Raw genomic sequence first — 17,790 nt, forward strand, 5'->3', positions numbered from 1 at the left:
TCTCCCGTTCGTTTCAAGTCAATACCTTTTGCGAACCACCATGGCCAAATAGTAGAGTCGCTATACGATACTATATTCTTTTTCTATTAAAGGGTTTGGGTCATTCTAGTAAATGGGCGCTTATTCATAAAAAGAGGCATTTATAGCGAAAGCATACATACATTTTTGTTATTTTCTTCTATCATCTCTTCATGTAAAATAAGATAGAGATAAGGGGTATAAGGAGTGAGAACATGTTAAGCGGCTGGTTTTTGTGGTTCATTTTATTTTGGGGTACGGTCATGATCGGATTACTAGCAATCGGTGGCTTTTTTATGTTTCGCAAATTTTTAAAACGATTGCCGAAGGAAGATGGGAAATCAGAGCTTGATTGGCAGGACGAATATATTCAAAAGAGCCTTCACCTATGGCGAGATGAAGACAAACAGCTATTAAATGAGCTGGTATTACCTGTTCCAGAGCTTTTTAGAGATGTTGCCAAAGAAAAAATCGCCGGTAAAATTGGCGAGCTGGCACTTAAAGAACAGGCTGCCAGCATTAACCTAGATTTAATCATTCGCGGCTATATTATGGCTACACCAAAGCGAGATCATAAATTTCTACTAAAGCGCCTTCAAGAAAAAAAGATCGACCATTCGCCCTACGAGTCCTTATTAAAATAACCTCCTTTTAAAAAAGGAGGTTTAATTCATTTGGACCTGCTGCGGATCTAATTGTTTAGACAGCTTTCTAAACGACAAATACATAGCAACCCGCCAAGGTACAATCATGCCAAAGGCTAGAATCCAAAACATTCCGCTTAGTGCGCCATAATCAATGGAAGAGCTTAAGATCGTCTTCATACCGATACGAAGGACAAGAAGTCCAATGAGAATAAACACAAATGCTTTTGAACGCTTCAAATAGATTTCATTGCCTCTAATTTCAAATTTTGATGTTTTGATTAAAAAGATGGAAAAAAACATCCCTACTGTAATCGCCTCTAAAAATTCAGCTCCAGTTACTCGAAACATAGGCACAAAAAACATCAGTGCGCCAGTGCTCATGAATATAGGAGGTAATATAATTTTTTTCGCGGTTGCAGGTTTTGCAGATGATTTAATGCGAATAAACATGACGGCTACCGCCATACATACCGCAACTATAGAAGAAATTATGATCATCATATCAAATCATTCCTTTATTCTTTAAGGTCAGCCTATGTATAATATACTCCAATTGACGAAAAAAAACCATTCGCCGCGACTGTAGAAAACGATTTCAAAATCCTTTAAATCCACCAAAAAGGGAGGAGAATATAATGATGATCCATGTCAGAAGATCAAAGAATAGCATGACCCCTACTACGATCATAATAATCCCGCCAATTCTCATGATAAGCTGCTGACGCTTTCTGATCCAAGCCATTTTTGTGATGAAAAAGGAAAGAACAAAAAAAGGGATAGCAAAACCTAACACATACGCAATCATATAGGTCACAGCGGACTCCGGTTTGTTGCTGGCAAGTGTGATGACAGCCGATAAAATTGGGCCGGTACAAGGTGTCCATCCAGCAGCAAAACCCATTCCGATGAGAATCGATCCAAAAAAACCAGCCGGGCGATGTTTAAACTGCATCCTCTTTTCTCCCATCAGGAAAGAAGGCTGAAATACACCAAGAATCATAAAACCAAAGAAAATAATGAGGATGGCTCCAACTTGACGAATCGCTTCATGATATTCATAAAAAAACTTCCCAACAAACGATGTCCCAAAGCCAATGGCAATAAAAATGATAGAAAACCCTATTAAAAAGAATAATGTATGAAGCAGACTTCTTCTTCTCAACATCACCTTCTCAGATTTCACTTCATCTATACTTACGCCTGTAATATATGATAAAAAGGCTGGATAAAGCGGCAGACAGCACGGTGAGATAAAAGAAAGAAACCCTGCTCCAAAAGCTAAAAAGTAATTCAAATCTGACAAAAGAACACCCCCTTCTTACAATATACAATAAGAGATGACAAAATCATTTCATTTTTTTTACATCATCTGAATAAAGATGGTCTATTCTCTTAAAACCTTATATACTTTAATTTGACATCAAGATACCAAACCCTTTAAATTTGAAAATAAACCTTAAAATGGATATAATAGAACCGATTCTTTTTATCAAGATTTGCATGAAAGGAACATGACTTTGGTAAAAACATCATTATTAACTCAAATCGAAGAAAAAAGAGAAGAGCTGATGAAAGTGGTCCTGCATAATGGGATGACATCGACAGTAACGATCGAACATAGCCAGCAGCTAGATCATCTCCTCTTACAATATCAACGACACTTACATTCAAATTCAGCCAACTAATCATACCTCATGATATAAAAGATGCCGCACGTTTTAGAAAAGTTGATATGTGTGACAATAAACGAAAACCTCTGATTACAGGGGTTTTTTGTTTTTTGACTGACAGATGATGCCTAACGCCAAAATAAAAACCACCTTCCCTGCTTTATACATGCAAGTACAGTGGTTTTAATTGTCTGATGAAGGTAGCTTCAATAAAGAAAAGACATAGCTTGTCCATTCTTTATGACCATGTTCCATCTATGATCATAATATCGTACGTATTATTTCGCTTGGTTGTTCATGGCTTTCATCATTTGATTGATTTTCTTTTGGGACGGTTTCATGCCCATTTGCATCATCATCATTCGAAGCATTTGTTCATTAATTGGTGGATTCTTTTTCAAGTAGCTCATCATATACTTCCGAGCAATAAAGAATCCGAGTGCAACTCCTGCAAGCAGTGCAACAACGCCTACAAGGATGACAACCCATAAATCCATAATTCTTCCTCCTTCATGTTGTCTCGTATAAAGTGTACTAAACAAAAGGCTATTATACAACATTTCACGTTCAATTTTATTTTTTTAAACAAAATTCCTCACTTTTACCGGATTGAGCCACCCGTGCTTCTTTGAGCCAAAGTCCATAGCCAGAAAGCAAGGACTAATTTTTCTCAGTACTTCAAAAAACACCGCCTCCGCCTCATAACTGCCGGTAGCAGACATTTGAATATAACGGTCTTTAATGATGAATGCAGCCGTTCCTTTTCCATCTGGCAGCGTTGCACTATAAATCGAGCCTATTTGTGTATAGTGAATGTTCGTTAAATTGTTCATTAAACGCTGATGCATATGAAAAGCAGGGATTCGTTTCGTTACGTAATCCACTTGCTTAACAAGCATGACTAACTCGTCATCACTGCGGTTTGTCCAGTGCAACGATTCAAACAAATGAAACAAAATAGATTCTCTGCCAAAATAATGATGAGCAAACTCATCCTCAATCCAATAAATATAATAATGGCGTTCCATGTCTATCCCTTCCTTTCACATTTCGTCAATCTCGCTTATTGCTTGTATTATACAAAAATGTGAAAGAAAGAATTGTCTATATATGAAGCAAGAACAAACTAGTTTTGTCAAAAAAACAAGAAAAAAGAAAAAAGTTTGCAGAGCGTATAGAAAAGCTCTGCAAACTGGGTGCAAAAAAGCATGATGCTTGGAGATTGATTACTTATTGAGCTTTGCTTTCACACGGCTAACCACGTTGCTGACAGTAAATCCGTATTTCTCAATAATGGTTTCACCTGGTGCTGAAGCGCCAAATTTATCAATTGCAATCACGTCGCCATCAAGGCCAGTGTAACGTTCCCAGCCAAGTGAAGCACCCATTTCTATTGCAATACGTGCTCTCACTGCTTTAGGAAGGACTGACTCTTTGTATTCATCTGACTGCTCATCAAAGCGATCCCATGCAGGAAGACTCACAACAGAAGCGCGGATGCCTTCTTTTTCAAGTGCCTTTTGCGCTTCAATTGCTAAACCTACTTCAGATCCTGAAGCAAGTAGAAGTGCCTCAGGCTGTGCATCAGCGGCTTCAACGACAACATATCCGCCCTTTTCTACTCCTTCATATGCCTTCTCTGGTGCTTGGTCAATCGTTGGAAGGTTTTGACGAGTAAGAACTAGTGCTGTCGGTTTATTTGTTGAAGATACAGCAATTTTCCATGCTGCTGCTGTTTCGTTTCCATCAGCTGGACGAATAACAGAAAGGTTAGGCATCGCACGTAATGATGCAAGCTGTTCAACCGGCTCATGCGTTGGTCCATCTTCTCCAACCGCAATGCTGTCATGCGTAAAGACGTAAGTGACAGGAAGTCCCATTAATGCAGCAAGACGAATGGCTGGTCTTAAGTAGTCTGAGAAAACAAAGAATGTTCCGCCGAATACACGGAGACCGCCGTGAAGTGCCATACCGTTTAGCGCAGCACCCATTGCGAATTCTCTGACACCAAACCAAATGTTTCTTCCAGCATAATTCTCTCTGCCAAAGTCACCTGTATCTTTAATTGTTGTTTTATTTGATCCTGCAAGGTCAGCAGATCCACCAATAAAGAATGGGACTTGCTTCGCAATGCCATTTAATACCTCGCCAGAAGAAGCACGAGAGGCAAGGCTTGAACCTGCTTCATAAACAGGAATCTCTTGATCCCAATTCTCAGGAAGCTTTCCTTCAATCGCAAGTTTCAGCTGAGCTGCTAGTTCCGGATATTCTTTTTCATATTGCTCAAACAGTTCATTCCACGCTGCTTCTTTTTTCTGGCCAGCGTCTTTCACTGCTGTTTTGAAATGATCGTACACTTCAGAAGGTACATGGAAATCTTCTTCAAACGTCCAAGAATAGGCTTCCTTCGTTAGCTTCGCTTCCTCACTGCCAAGCGGTGCACCATGCACTCCAGACGTTCCCGCACGGTTTGGAGATCCGAAACCGATTGTTGTCTTCACTTCAATCAGTGTAGGCTTGTCTGTACTTTGTTTGGCTTTTTCAATCGCGGCCGTCACTTCTTCGATGTTATTGCCGTCTTTGACGTAAAGAACTTCCCAGTTCATGGCTTCAAAACGATTCTTCACATTTTCAGAGAAAGAACGATCTAGGTCGCCATCTAATGAAATGTCGTTTGAATCATAAAGAACAATTAAACGGCCTAAGCCTAAATGACCAGCAAGTGAAGCGGCTTCAGAGGAAATCCCCTCCATTAAGTCTCCATCTCCGCAAATGCTGTATGTATAGTGATCCACAACATTAAAGTTGTCTTTGTTATACGTTTCTGCAAGATGTCTTTCTGCAAGTGCCATTCCAACAGCCATTGCAATCCCTTGTCCTAAAGGACCTGTTGTCGCATCTACGCCCTCTGTGTGTCCAAATTCAGGATGTCCAGGTGTCTTGCTGCCCCATTGACGGAATTGTTTTAAATCTTCAATACTTAGGTTGTATCCGCTTAAATGAAGCATGCTGTATAAAAGCATAGAACCATGTCCCGCAGATAACACAAAACGGTCTCTGTTAAACCAATTTGGATTTTGCGGACTTACGTTTAAGTGATTCGTCCATAAAGCGTATGCCATTGGTGCAGCACCCATAGGCATTCCAGGGTGACCGGAATTCGCTTTTTCAATCGCGTCTATGGAGAGAGTACGTATTGTTGCAATAGATTTCAATTCAATCGTTTCCATATAAATCCCCTTCCGTATCTTGTGTACACCATTATCATAAATCTACTGTCCTTTTTTCACAACTATTTCACGCTGAAAAAGAAGGATTTTGTCACATTTAGTTTATCGATCACCTAAAAACTTATGCAAATATGAAAAAAGATGAGAATCTTTTTCCCATCTTTTCAAAAATCAAGAAATCATCACCTTAATGAAGATTACGATCTCTTTCTCTCTTTAATTTTTCTGGTGTAACATCGTTTCCTTCTGGATCAACGATTTTTACGGTTTTGAGTGTATTTTTCATAGAAGAACGAAAAGCTTTTAAATATTCCTCTCTTAAATGCTTTTGCTCTGTTTTTTCAGCGTCCGACAAACCGGCTTCTTTTGACTTTTTTGAAAGTGCATTTATTCTTGCAAGCTGTTCTTTAGAAATCATGACAAACTCCTTTAAAGCATTTTCCCTACATACTACTAAATATCATTCATTTTTACAACAATTCACGCTTCACGTCGTCATTCCTTTTTCGTATTCTTGATACCTTCTATGCACGGTTGCTTTTGATATGTCAAAACCAAGTGCCTGTAGTGTCACTGCAATTTCAGCGAATGTCATTTTGTTTTTTCTTAATCGAACAATTTCTGATATCGGTACTTCAATACGCTCGCGGCCAGGTGCCTGATCTTGGTGTTTCAAATTCAGTTCAGGCTGATATCCGCGCTCAATAGCCTTTTTCATCCCCCGCTTAATTTTCAGGTTATGAATTCTCCGCTGGTATTCTTCCACAACGCCTACAATTTCAATGACCATCTCATCTGCTTCTGAAAGCTCAAGCTCTCCTCTATGAAAAACGCTATACACCTTGACCTTCTCTTTAAAAAGACAATGAAGAAGTGCGATTTTCGCCTGCCCTCTTCCAAGGCGTGTCTCATCTTGAATGAGAACAGCATCTATTGCTTGTTCTTTCAGTGCAGCAAGCATGTCAAAAACACCATCACGATCAAGATCATATCCGCTTGCTTTTTCTTTAATGACTTTGACCACATTCATCTTATGTAAAGCAGCTAAAGCCAGCAGTTCTTCTTCTTGTCTTTTCAGCGAGGTTTCCTGTTCTTCTTTAACAGTGCTCACTCTCGCATAAATCAATGCGTTCATGTCTTCAATCGGCCTTTCTACTGTACTGTTGCAAGTTGATATACAACCGGGTGCTCTTTTTTGACTGGAATCACAAGAATGTCCCCAGGCTGGATGTCAGTTGAAGCAAGATCATTGTGTTCAGTTACCCAGTCAATAAAAGCATTTTTATCGATTGATTTGCTGTCACTCACTTGATCAGCTAATCCCCAAAGAGTATCACCTGATTGAACCTCTATTTTAACATATTGATTTGAATCATTATGGCTTGTGACCGCAATAAGTGAGAGAAATATACCAACGATGAACGAGAATAGCCCAATAAAAATAATCGATTCCTTTAACCTCATAATGTCATCTCTCCTAACAGAATATGTGTTCGCTCTTTCTATCACTCATTATAGATACGAACAAACGTTTCTGTCAAACGTTTTTTTCGAACCTATGTTTGTACTGTTAGGAAAAACATGCTATAATTTCTTTAAAATTGACGTTTTGAGGTGCAAAAGATGACGAAGCTATCAAAAAGACAACTCGATATCCTGACATTCATCAAAGAAGAAGTAAAAAGCAAGGGCTATCCCCCATCCGTTCGTGAAATTGGTGAAGCTGTTGGTCTAGCATCTAGCTCAACCGTCCATGGACACTTAGCTAGACTAGAAACAAAAGGTCTAATTAGAAGAGACCCAACGAAGCCTAGAGCGATAGAAGTACTAGATGAAGAAGAAATGAATATTCCAAAGAGCGCTGTAATGAACGTCCCAGTCATCGGAAAAGTCACAGCAGGCCTGCCTATTACGGCTGTTGAGAATGTAGAAGAATACTTCCCTCTTCCAGAAACTTTTGCAGCACCAGATGAACAAGTATTTATGCTTGAAATTATGGGAGAAAGTATGATTGATGCAGGTATTTTGGACAAGGACTATGTCATTGTGCGTCAGCAAAGTACCGCCAACAATGGCGATATTGTCGTGGCTATGACAGAGGAAGATGAAGCAACAGTGAAACGTTTTTATAAAGAAGATACGCACTTTAGATTACAGCCCGAGAACCCTTCAATGGAACCAATTATTTTACAGAATGTGAGTATACTAGGTAAAGTGATTGGCGTATTTAGAAACATTCATTAAAAAAAGCCGGTATTTCATCAACTGCTGATGAGAACCGGCTTTCTTTTTATGAGCAAGAGTAAGCAAGAATACTTGAGCTTGGGAAGGAACCAAATGTAAAGTTTGGCCAGATAAAGCCTGTTGTACGGCCAAAAGGTTGCGAGGAAATGACATACATTAAAAATACTTGGCCGTTTCTAAGGAATACAATGGTCCATCTTCTATTACATCCCGCCGCAAATTGAACAGTTTGCGGGCCCCCGCCTACACTTTGTCCTGCAATAAGCGGCTGCATACTTTGGGGCTGAGAGACTGCTTGCTGATACTGCGAGATGATATGCTGCGGCGGAGCTGGCGGAATGGATTGCCCGCCTGAACCTTGCCCTGGCCCAGTCCCTCCTCCTCCGATTGGTAAGCCGGGAAATCCTCCAACTTGAGGAATAGGAAACGACGGCAAGCTTTGTACCTGCCGATCATATGAGTTCCCATTCCACACACCTTCATATGGATTATACATACTAAACACCACTTTCTTAGACATTCATCACGACAGTATATGTCATACATAAAAAAAGAGTGTCGAGGATTCAAATCGAAATCTTTCCAAAAGACGTTTTGTTCTTCTTTAGAACGGTTATATAATAATGAGCCATAAAAAATAAGAAAATGAAAACTTTATGTCTCCCTCAAACGTTATATAAGTAGAAAGAAAAGAAATAAAAAAACATTTTTGTTTCACTCTTGTAATATCGATGTAATTATTGTAACATTTGTAACATAAGAAGTTTTCATTGAGAAAAGGAGGCAATCGCCTTGAAAAAATTATTTGTTTTATTAACCGCTATTATGCTGATGATCTCTTTACAAACAACAACACTAGCCGCTTCCAAAAAAACTGCCACTCTGACAAATAAAGAAGCGTTACATATTGCCCTTGATGCAAGAGAACACTTTTGGAGTGCTATGTCAGGCTACAATATTAATGAACATTCAGATTACAAATTAAAATCATTTACTTATAAAGACATGACTTACAACTACCTGTCTAAAACATTAGATACAAAGAAAAAATTAAACGACTATCTATCTCAAGTTTTCACAAAAGAAGCCATCACTTATGGTTTAAAAGACTATCAGTTCATTGTTCATAATGGTAAAATGGCTGTTCCAGTCGGTGACGGAGACAACATGCTCGATTGGGATAAGGCAACACCAAAACTTGTGTCTAAGAAAAATACAATCCGCACATACGAATTCACAGTCCCAACCCTTGATGGTCGCACAGTAAAACGCACTGTCACTTATGAAAAAGTAGAAAATAATTGGAAAGTAACAAAAATTGATGCTGTGATCTAAAGAAAACCAGGCCCTTTTAACAGGCCTGGTTTTTATATTGGTGAAAATTCGGTCATCTGGTTTAAGGCGTGAGCAAGTGATGATGCCGTTTGAAATTCATTAAAAGGAAGTCCGAGCTGCACAGCTGTTTGAGCAATTTCTGGTCTGATGCCCGAAATAGTCGTTTCAACCCCGATTAACCGCAGTGACGTGACAAGATCAAAAATTTGATGTGCGACCATTGTATCAATAATAACGACACCAGATAAATCAATGCACAAATGCTGAACACCTTTTTGCGAACATTGTTTTAATGTGTTTTCTAATATGATCTTTGCTCTTGCTGTGTCAATGTCACCTACTAAAGGCAAAAGGGCAATATGGCTTTTTAACACAATCACAGGAGAACTCAGCTCATAAATCATTTCTCTTTGTGCAACGAGCTTTTTGGTTGTATTTTTCACATATTGTTGGATGAACACATGAATGGACATGTTAAACGCCTCGGATATTAAATCATACCAATAAAAGATTCGGTCAATATCAATATCACCTTGATACTGTTTAATAAATTTTTTTAAATAATGAAGGACCACTCTTTGATTGGACATATATTCTCTGACGACATAATCTAATGGCGTATTTAAATGCTTCGGGTCACTTGCTAAGTCTTCAGACCATTTTTTAAACTTCGTATGTAAATACGACTTGTCTTCAATAAGAGCGCGTATAAAATGCTGATAATAATCTTGATTTTGTCGTTTTAGCTCTGCTATGATGCTGGAATCCGTTGAACGATAAATCGATTCTGGATCATCATCCTCAATGGATTCATACCATGTCTCAGTCAGTTCTTCTGCATGTTCCATGAAAAAATCGTATAATGCACGGTTCTTTTCCATAAGCATTGTTCCCTTCACATTTTCTTCTTGTCAGTCTTTGTATCTTAGATTGATTGTACCACTGAATCTTTTGTCCTTGCTAACTCGAATACGCTCTGATTGTAAACAAAAAAGGCCCCTCGCCGAGAGCCTCTTGCCGAAGTTTATTTCACGATAAATAAAATTCTTTTCCCGTCAGGATATCCGCTAATTTGATGTCCGACCCATGAGCCAGCTCCTCTATTATCTGATGGACTGACATATTGAACGCTTGCACCTTTTCCACCTTCAAGACAAACCGCCATCGGCCATTCATCCCGGTCAAAGCCAGGTTTAGTAGGAATTCCTTTTAACGATTCTTGCCTGCGGGCATCTGCCCCGTTTCGGTCAATCGTACACACATCTGAATGCCCTTTCCGAATCGCTTCTTGAATGTGACCGCCTGTTTCAGGATATCGTTCCATTGGAAATTGAATGACATGATCATATCGATCTGCACCCTTTGCCGCCTGATTCTCACCAGCCCCACCTAATAACGCACCTATCCCTATCACAAAACATAGGACGACAGCAGCAATCCAGCCTCTTCTCATCATCAAAAGCTCGTGACCTCCTCATACTTCTTCTAAAGAAATGATCGTGACTTGAAGGAAATGAGTCATTTTAAATGTATGAGTGGCTGAGTGTTGACATGTGAAAAAGATGAACTGAAGCTGCCTGCCGATCAATTGAACCATAAGAAAAGGCGAATGATTGAGAAATCATTCGCCTTGCATCATTTAGGATATTCCATCTACTCTATATAATGTTTCATTTTGTGAAGACATGCCTTTCATGCCAGAGGGCATCCCCTCTGTAGTGGATGAGGATTGGTCCTTATACTCTTCTGATGAGATGGCTGTACCATGTGATTTGATCCAGCTGACCAAATCGCTGTTACCTGATGACTGATTGTCTTGTAATAAAAAGTATTTCACTTTCCCTTGTTGAATAAGTGTTTTTAATTTCTTTACAGTCAAAATGGGATCCGTCCCATTAAATCCGCCTAGAGCCATCACATTTTCATCTTCGTCAATGATATATGGCGCTGCGGTAACAGTCGTCAGCGTCGCAAATAAATACGTTTCACCTGTTTGATGAGCCTTTAAATAAGTGAGTAGATCCTGATCAACGCTAGATGTAAACATATTCCCTCCATTTGAACTAGCCAGCTGAACACCGGCCTCAGGAAGAACACTGTTCCCTCCATATATGATAGGCGTTGCAGACCAAAAACCAGGAATCAGCAATAAGGTTGTCATTGCGATGATCATCAACCGTTTTTTGATCAATTGTTTTTCTTTATACATGAGCAATAAGATGGCGATACTCACACCTGCAATCGCAATTGTATACATCCAGACACTGCTTATTTGTGTCGTATAATTGCTCAAAATATATCCTTGGAAAATACCTGTAACGGCGATGGCCGCTGGAAGCAGATAAGCGGATATTCCTTTTTGTGACGTAAATAACTCACCCATCTTCTTGGCTCCTATACCGCATAGTGCCGCAATTGGCGGGGCAAGCATAATGAGATAATAGTGGTGGAAAAAACTAGCAACACTAAAGAATCCAGCAGCAGGAATCAACCATGCTGTCCAAAATAACGTTTGTTTCCATTCATTTACTTTCCATTCATTTACTTTCCATTCATTTACTTGAGATTTCCGGTCCCTCCACCAGCTGATGATCATTCCTAACAGTCCAAATAAGGCGAACGGCAGCATCCAGCTGATTTGTCCTGACAATGCAGATTGAAATAAACGGAATACACCTGGATTCCCAGTTCCATACATATTCATACTTTGACCACTAACAGTATTGCCCGGCGGAGTTCCACCAGCTCCCCCCTGATGAGGTGGCATCATTTGATTCTGTGATGGTGGTTGCTGATTCCTATTTGATTGATCGTCTGACGTTCCACCTACCCCTGAACCGTCTGGCATCATAGCACCTGCTTGCTGATTCATCTCACCAAAGGATTTGCCAGTTGTCTGTCCAAGTAAACGCTCCGTGCCGTTATAACCAAAGGCAAGCTCTAACACAGAATTCGTTTGACTGCTTCCCACATATGGACGTTGACTTTCAGACGTCATGTCAACAGTAACTGCCCAAGATAAAGACACGCAAGCAAGTACTACCAGTGAGCACAGGAGAGATAATATTTTCTTTTTTAGCGGTACGCGAGCAGCGATAACATAATAGAAAATAAATGCTGGAAGAACCATATATGCTTGGAGCATCTTCATATTAAACCCAATGCCGATTAAAACGAAGGCCATGATTAGCCAGCGAAGCTTCCCGCTTTTGACAGCACGCATTAAGAAATAAGCACCAGCGAGTAATGTGAAAACGAGCATACTGTCTATATTGTTGGTTCTGCTAACTGCTGCCGCAATTGGCGTGAGAGCCATGACTGCCGCTGACACCCTTGCAGCCCCTTGACCAAAGACCGGTTTTATCATGATATAAAGAAGAAGAACCGAACCAATGCCAGCAAGCGCCTGCGGCAAAATCACACTCCATGTATGAAAGCCAAAAATAAGTGCGCTAATGGTTTGAATCCATAAAACGACGGGTGGTTTATCAATTGATACGAATCCAGATGCATCAAATGAAGCGTAAAAAAAGTGATGGAAGCTTTTGGACATACTTTTGACAGCGGCTAAATAATATTGATTGGCACTATCATTCTGCCAAATTTGATAAGTGTAGAGAAACGCTGCAATAAGTAAAATGATGATCAATATGCTATCTATTTTTCTAATTTTCACTCATATCTCTTCTTTCTTTTTCATTTATTTCATTTAGCATAGCTTCTAAATATGAAAAAGTGATGAATAAAAAAAGAAACTTTTTTTATTACGCTTTCGCATAGTTGATAAATTCTAAAAAAGCAGCTGTCGCTTTTGAATAACCCGCATGATGAACTCCGACGATGAGGTGTTTTGTATCTTCCAACTATCCATTCTAGCAATCGATCTATCAAAACAGAAAAAACCGCCAATTTGGCGGCTTCACTGTTTGTCAGCTCCATACATCTTTTACATACCTATTGTCTTTCTCAAGAGAAGTCAGCCATTGCTCAGCTGTGTCTTTCTCACACTGTTTCACCGTCATGTACAGGTCAATCAGCGCAGCTTCTACGTCTGGTGCCATGACTTTTCCATCCCCGCAAATATACAGATAGGCACCTTGGTCAAGCCATTCAATAAGCTTGACGCCATCCTTTTTGATTAAGTGCTGAACGTACACTTTATGCTCCTCGTAACGAGAATAAGCACGGTGGATGGTGACAAGTCCTTTTTGTGCTGCAAGCTGCATTTCGTCATAATACAGATCATCTTCATGAGGATGACGGCAGCCAAAATAAAGATGAGCTTCACCTAGCTGCTTCCCTTCATTATGCCACTCTCCCCTTGCCTGGATAAACCCTCTAAAAGGAGCGATTCCTGTTCCTGGCCCGATCATGATCATCGGTATTTCAGGGGAAGGCGGCAATTCGAACCCTCCTTGAGCTTGATGCAGGAAGCAGGCCACTTCTTCTCCTTCTTGGAGGCCGCATAAATAGTTTGATGCGACACCTGCGTATTCTCCGCGCCCGCTCCATGCTTTGCCTTTTACAACAGCTACAGTGATACTGAGCCGCTTTTCATCTACCTTTGGCGAGCTGGAAATTGAGTAATAACGCGGCTTTAGGCCTGGTAAAAGGGCTAGGAAATGATGAAAGGGCAGTTCGCATGCTTCATATTGTTCTATTAAATCCAGCATGGTCACACGCTTCTTTAATACAGCTTCTTGATAGATTTCTCCTGCCATCTGTTCAAGCTCAATACGGTGAGGCGGGCAAACCGTATATTTTGCAAGCTCTCTTAGCTGGGTACGTGTCGCAGGCTCTTGAAGCTCTACATGTGAAGCCAGTAATTCTCTGATTTGAATTGGCTGATTTAACGGCAAGTGACTTGCTTCTTTTGCAGAAGAGAGCATGATGTGCTGCTGAGGATCTAGTTTAAAACGATTGGTCACACGCTGAACGAGTGCGGCACTATTTTTCGGCACGATCCCGATATGATCTCCTTCTTTATATGGTTTGCCTTCAGGTAATTGAAGTTCAATATGCCTTGTTTGACGAGCGCTTTGTTCAGATTGTAATTCACGATTTTTCAATACAACAGCTGAAAAAGCACCATATGTTTTTGCCACAGGACGTTCGACCAGCTCATTCGTATAGACAACTGATAGGTCTGGACTTTCCTGACTTTTCTCTTGCAAGGTTAAATCGAATTCTTTTGCAAGGTCTTCAAAGACCGTCTTCTGGAAGATTTCTTTATCTTCATCCATATCACCGCCTGCATCGCCTTCGCCTATATTAGTCAGACGCTTTGCTCCTTTTCTTTCAAGTGCTTCATCAATCAGACGAGGGATGCGCTGATACGTACTTGCCCAATTTCGATCCCCGCACCCAAAGACTGCAAATGTCACGTTTGATAGATCCTGCTCCTCATCCTGCGTCACCCAATCCACAAATTGTTTCGCATCGTCAGGCGGATGGCCGTTGTATGAAGCCGTTACTATTAAGACAGCGCCTGACTCTGGTAACTTTCCGGTATAATCATCAAGTGGTGCAGTTGTCACGTCAAACCCTTTTGCTTGTCCGTCTTCAGCAAATTCGTTTGCCATCTGCTTTGCTGTGCCAAGATTTGATCCATACAAGATGAGTAGCGGCGTCCCATGACTTGCTACCTTTGATGCAGCAGATGCGGTGCTTTTTTTCGGTTCTTCTTTCGGAGGCGCCATAAAGAATTGCTGCTTTCTTGGCCGCACTTTTATTTTAAAATCTTTCGGCTTAATGGTTAGGGATTCTTTTAAATCCAGTTCATACGACGTATGATCAATCAATTCAAGGTTGTGCAGGACCATCGCTAGAACCATCGTCGCTTCATGAAGTGCGAATTGCATCCCAATACATGCTCGCTGCCCATTTCCGAACGGTTTATAGGCATGCTGCGGAATCGTTTCAGGATGCATAAAGCGTTCGGGCTTGAATTCTTCTGCATCCTCTCCCCAAACCGCTTGATCCCGATGTAATTTAGGAAGCAGCACGCTGACACTTTGATTTTTTGCAATCGGATATTTTCCTCCAATCACTGTGTCTTCTTTCGCATAAAGGGAGAAAGAAGGTGCAGTTGGCCAGAGGCGCAGTGCTTCATTTAAGACCATACGCGTATAGCTAAGCTTTTGCATCTGCTTAAATGACGGCAGCCCGTCTTGCAGCACGTCGTCCGCTTCTTGTACGGCTTTTTTTAATTTGTCTGGATTCTTGAGTAAGAAATAAATCGCAAATGACAAAAGTCCGCTTGTTGTTTCATGACCTGCTATTAAAAAGGTAATGATTTGATAACGGATATTTTCATCTGATAGACGCTCACCTGTTTCAGGATCCTTTGCGTTCAGCATGAGGGACAGCAAATCATCGCCTGTTTGATCTTGTGTTTTCCGTTCTCTAATTATGTCATCTACTAACTGCTTCATAAAATCGACATTTTGCTCAAATTCTTTTCTTCTTTTGATCATTAATTTATCTGCGATCGGCAATCGGCTCGATTGATCCATCGCTTCGTTTAAACCTTTCAGCATGCTTTCGATAAATGGATGCTGGTTTTCCTTATAAAAGCTGTTAAATCGAAAATCAAAGCCGCATAGCCCGATCGTATCTAAAGTGAGCTTTGTCATGTCTTCTGCTACTTCAATTTCTTCATCTCGGCCGGTTCTTTGCCATTTTTGTACAAGCTGCGAGGCAATATCAAGCATCATCTCGTGATACCCTTTCATTGCTTGCTGGCTAAAAGCTGGCATTAATATTTGATGAGCTTTTCGCCAGTTCGGCTCTTCAGTCCAGCTTGTAAAAAGGCCATCCCCTGCAAAGGCTCTGGCTTTATCGAGACTGATCCCAATATATTTATCAAATCGACTCTCATCACACACTTCGCTGACAAGCTCATGGCTTGAAACAAAAATACTTGTTTGACCAGTAAATTCAAACTGAAAAATCGGCCCTAAATCATCTGCCAAGCGCCAAAAGGTTTGAGAAAGCTCTCCCTTTTTTAAAAGGGGAATATTTTTTAAAGGTCCGTATGTTTTCGGTTTTGGAATGATTGATGTTTGATGCATATGCCCACTTCCTTTATTTCTTTAAGTTGCAACGCTAATGGCGCGCCATAAGCATTCCTCAATTTCCTCTAAAAATTCAATGGTTGGTTCTTTTTCCTCTGCAAGAATCTGTTTATGAAGCTGGACAAAAGCGCCAAATACAATGGATAAAATGGTTCGCCCCGATAGATTCGGATGTATCCCATCCTTCTTGCCTTCTTCAAAGATGAGGAATAGCTCATTTAACAAATGCTGCATTTTCTCTTTACTCGTCTCATCTAAGTAATGTGACCGTTTATCAATTTCTAAGAAATAAAGGCCACTTGGATTCTCCTTTGTAAAGCGCACCAAGCAATAAAAAACATGCTTAAAATAGGCCCTGATACTTGATTTTGGATCTGGACTGTTTGTGTTCATTTTGTCGATAAATGCAGTGAGGCTTCGCTGGTACAAAATGTTCACGAGTGCTTCTTTACTATCGAAATAACGATAAATGGTTCCCGCTCCAACGTTGGCTCTTTTTGAAATCATCGGCATCGTGGTGCCATCAAAGCCTCGTTCAATAAATAAGTCAAGTGAAGCCTTCATAATCTGCTCCTGTTTATCAGTCACTGCGGGCATTTCATCCTCTCCTTTTGGATTTCGTTAGGAATGAATGTTCATTCCGTTTGATGTATATTATATTGATATTCTAATTCCTTCTATTTATACTTAAACATACTTATTTTTCTTCGTCACTACATTTTCTGAAAATAATAATAATTAAGAAATCGTACCTAGTCAGATGGCATCCAAAGGACTTATAAAGATGAGCAGGTTTGTGACTTACAGGTGTCCTCAGTACTACATGCTCATTCTTGGTCAATTGGAGAATGAATGTCATCGTCATATGTATCAATATATAAGCTGCCATTACTTGAACGGACGGCATATACCACGTCTTTTAAAGACAGCTGCCTTTTTTGAAGTTCTTCATGTACCCACTGCTTCGTTAATTGGTTTTCATGGATGTTTTTCAAAATGAGCTTTCCGTCCATAATGACTTCAATTGGCATGTAACGCTCTGCTTTCATCCACAAGTTCAGATCTTTTCGCGTGACATGATCAAATGAAGGGTATTTTTTGACTGACATATGTCCATCTGTCTCGATCATCGCAAATTCAACTTCACTAATATCAAACACATTCTTTTCTCTGAGCTGCTGGTTTAAATAATCAAGTGTATATCTCATTCCCTTCATATTCTCTTCAAGTATTTTGCCATTTTGGATAACAAGCGTTGGTTTACCGGCCATAAATCCTCTCATCTTCCGGCTTCTTAAAGCCAGCAAAGAAATGACATAAATAATGATAACAAGAGACACAAAAGAAAGTGTTGTGTGATGAAGCGGAAGCGTGGTATTAAACGCCAGGTTCGCCGCAATTGAACCTAAGCTGATAGCTGCAATAAAATCAAAAATATTCATTTGCGCAATGGTTTGCTTTCCAAGAAGACGAGCTCCTCCAAATAAAATAGCAAAAGCAAACATGGTTCGAAGAATCACTTCAATATGATCTGGCATTTAAGCTTCCACCTTTCCATTTCATGAAAAAA

Annotated in this window: 19 protein-coding genes; 4 read left to right on the forward strand and 15 right to left on the reverse strand. The window is 40.1% G+C overall.

Annotation, left to right across the window (positions count from 1 at the left end):
• The first annotated feature begins 233 nt into the window (after positions 1-233).
• The gene (locus BK049_RS18160; protein WP_008357840.1) at positions 234-662 is read left to right on the forward strand and encodes a DUF2621 domain-containing protein; all 429 of its coding nucleotides are present in this window, start codon (positions 234-236) and stop codon (positions 660-662) included.
• Between the two features lie 21 nt (positions 663-683).
• Here BK049_RS18160 and BK049_RS18165 read toward each other — a convergent pair whose 3' ends face one another.
• Both BK049_RS18165 and BK049_RS18170 read right to left on the reverse strand, forming a co-directional pair.
• Positions 684-1,166 carry a CcdC family protein gene (locus BK049_RS18165; protein WP_008357842.1) on the reverse strand — a complete coding sequence of 161 codons (483 nt, stop codon included), beginning with the start codon at positions 1,164-1,166 and terminating at the stop codon, positions 684-686.
• Between the two features lie 94 nt (positions 1,167-1,260).
• The gene (locus tag BK049_RS18170) at positions 1,261-1,968 is read right to left on the reverse strand and encodes a cytochrome c biogenesis CcdA family protein (RefSeq protein ID WP_008357844.1); all 708 of its coding nucleotides are present in this window, start codon (positions 1,966-1,968) and stop codon (positions 1,261-1,263) included.
• Positions 1,969-2,176: 208 nt separating this feature from the next.
• Between BK049_RS18170 and BK049_RS18175 the strand changes: the two genes are divergently transcribed.
• Positions 2,177-2,350, forward strand: coding sequence for an aspartyl-phosphate phosphatase Spo0E family protein (locus BK049_RS18175; RefSeq protein ID WP_369810454.1), 174 nt, complete (start codon positions 2,177-2,179; stop codon positions 2,348-2,350).
• A gap of 263 nt (positions 2,351-2,613) precedes the next feature.
• Here BK049_RS18175 and BK049_RS18180 read toward each other — a convergent pair whose 3' ends face one another.
• From BK049_RS18180 to yneA, 6 genes are all read right to left on the reverse strand, one after another.
• A complete protein-coding gene (locus tag BK049_RS18180) occupies positions 2,614-2,832 on the reverse strand; it encodes a YneF family protein (protein WP_003212379.1) in 219 nt (72 codons plus the stop codon).
• Positions 2,833-2,916: 84 nt separating this feature from the next.
• Entirely contained in the window at positions 2,917-3,363 is a 447-nt protein-coding gene (sirA, locus tag BK049_RS18185; RefSeq protein ID WP_071169118.1) for a sporulation inhibitor of replication protein SirA, read from the reverse strand.
• 198 nt (positions 3,364-3,561) lie between these two features.
• Positions 3,562-5,565, reverse strand: coding sequence for a transketolase (tkt, locus tag BK049_RS18190; RefSeq protein ID WP_071169119.1), 2,004 nt, complete (start codon positions 5,563-5,565; stop codon positions 3,562-3,564).
• Between the two features lie 187 nt (positions 5,566-5,752).
• On the reverse strand, positions 5,753-5,983 hold the full coding sequence (locus BK049_RS18195) for a DUF896 domain-containing protein (protein ID WP_008357847.1): 231 nt from the start codon (positions 5,981-5,983) through the stop codon (positions 5,753-5,755).
• Between the two features lie 69 nt (positions 5,984-6,052).
• The gene (locus tag BK049_RS18200; protein ID WP_008357850.1) at positions 6,053-6,700 is read right to left on the reverse strand and encodes a YneB family resolvase-like protein; all 648 of its coding nucleotides are present in this window, start codon (positions 6,698-6,700) and stop codon (positions 6,053-6,055) included.
• Positions 6,701-6,717: 17 nt separating this feature from the next.
• A complete protein-coding gene (gene yneA / locus BK049_RS18205; protein ID WP_008357852.1) occupies positions 6,718-7,029 on the reverse strand; it encodes a cell division suppressor protein YneA in 312 nt (103 codons plus the stop codon).
• 159 nt (positions 7,030-7,188) lie between these two features.
• On the opposite strand from yneA, the gene lexA reads away from it, so the two are divergent.
• The gene (lexA, locus tag BK049_RS18210; protein ID WP_003212311.1) at positions 7,189-7,809 is read left to right on the forward strand and encodes a transcriptional repressor LexA; all 621 of its coding nucleotides are present in this window, start codon (positions 7,189-7,191) and stop codon (positions 7,807-7,809) included.
• 46 nt (positions 7,810-7,855) lie between these two features.
• Here the strand turns inward: lexA and BK049_RS18215 are convergent, their stop codons facing one another.
• The gene (locus BK049_RS18215) at positions 7,856-8,305 is read right to left on the reverse strand and encodes a hypothetical protein (protein ID WP_008357854.1); all 450 of its coding nucleotides are present in this window, start codon (positions 8,303-8,305) and stop codon (positions 7,856-7,858) included.
• Positions 8,306-8,601: 296 nt separating this feature from the next.
• Here BK049_RS18215 and BK049_RS18220 point away from each other — a divergent pair, with 296 nt between their 5' ends.
• Entirely contained in the window at positions 8,602-9,144 is a 543-nt protein-coding gene (locus BK049_RS18220; protein ID WP_008357856.1) for an IseA DL-endopeptidase inhibitor family protein, read from the forward strand.
• Between the two features lie 32 nt (positions 9,145-9,176).
• Here the strand turns inward: BK049_RS18220 and BK049_RS18225 are convergent, their stop codons facing one another.
• From BK049_RS18225 to BK049_RS18250, 6 genes are all read right to left on the reverse strand, one after another.
• A complete protein-coding gene (locus BK049_RS18225) occupies positions 9,177-10,025 on the reverse strand; it encodes an STAS domain-containing protein (RefSeq protein ID WP_071169120.1) in 849 nt (282 codons plus the stop codon).
• 143 nt (positions 10,026-10,168) lie between these two features.
• Complete coding sequence (locus BK049_RS18230; protein WP_083381144.1) at positions 10,169-10,603, reverse strand: NucA/NucB deoxyribonuclease domain-containing protein; 435 nt, start codon at positions 10,601-10,603, stop codon at positions 10,169-10,171.
• A gap of 180 nt (positions 10,604-10,783) precedes the next feature.
• Positions 10,784-12,820, reverse strand: coding sequence for a glycosyltransferase family 39 protein (locus tag BK049_RS18235; RefSeq protein ID WP_071169121.1), 2,037 nt, complete (start codon positions 12,818-12,820; stop codon positions 10,784-10,786).
• A 253-nt stretch (positions 12,821-13,073) separates the two neighbouring features.
• On the reverse strand, positions 13,074-16,217 hold the full coding sequence (locus BK049_RS18240; RefSeq protein WP_071169122.1) for a bifunctional cytochrome P450/NADPH--P450 reductase: 3,144 nt from the start codon (positions 16,215-16,217) through the stop codon (positions 13,074-13,076).
• Between the two features lie 21 nt (positions 16,218-16,238).
• The gene (locus tag BK049_RS18245) at positions 16,239-16,817 is read right to left on the reverse strand and encodes a TetR/AcrR family transcriptional regulator (RefSeq protein WP_008357865.1); all 579 of its coding nucleotides are present in this window, start codon (positions 16,815-16,817) and stop codon (positions 16,239-16,241) included.
• Positions 16,818-17,047: 230 nt separating this feature from the next.
• A complete protein-coding gene (locus BK049_RS18250; protein ID WP_071169123.1) occupies positions 17,048-17,758 on the reverse strand; it encodes a DUF421 domain-containing protein in 711 nt (236 codons plus the stop codon).
• Positions 17,759-17,790 lie beyond the last annotated feature (32 nt).

Origin of the sequence: Bacillus xiamenensis (assembly GCF_001857925.1) — a bacterium.
Taxonomy (GTDB): domain Bacteria; phylum Bacillota; class Bacilli; order Bacillales; family Bacillaceae; genus Bacillus; species Bacillus xiamenensis.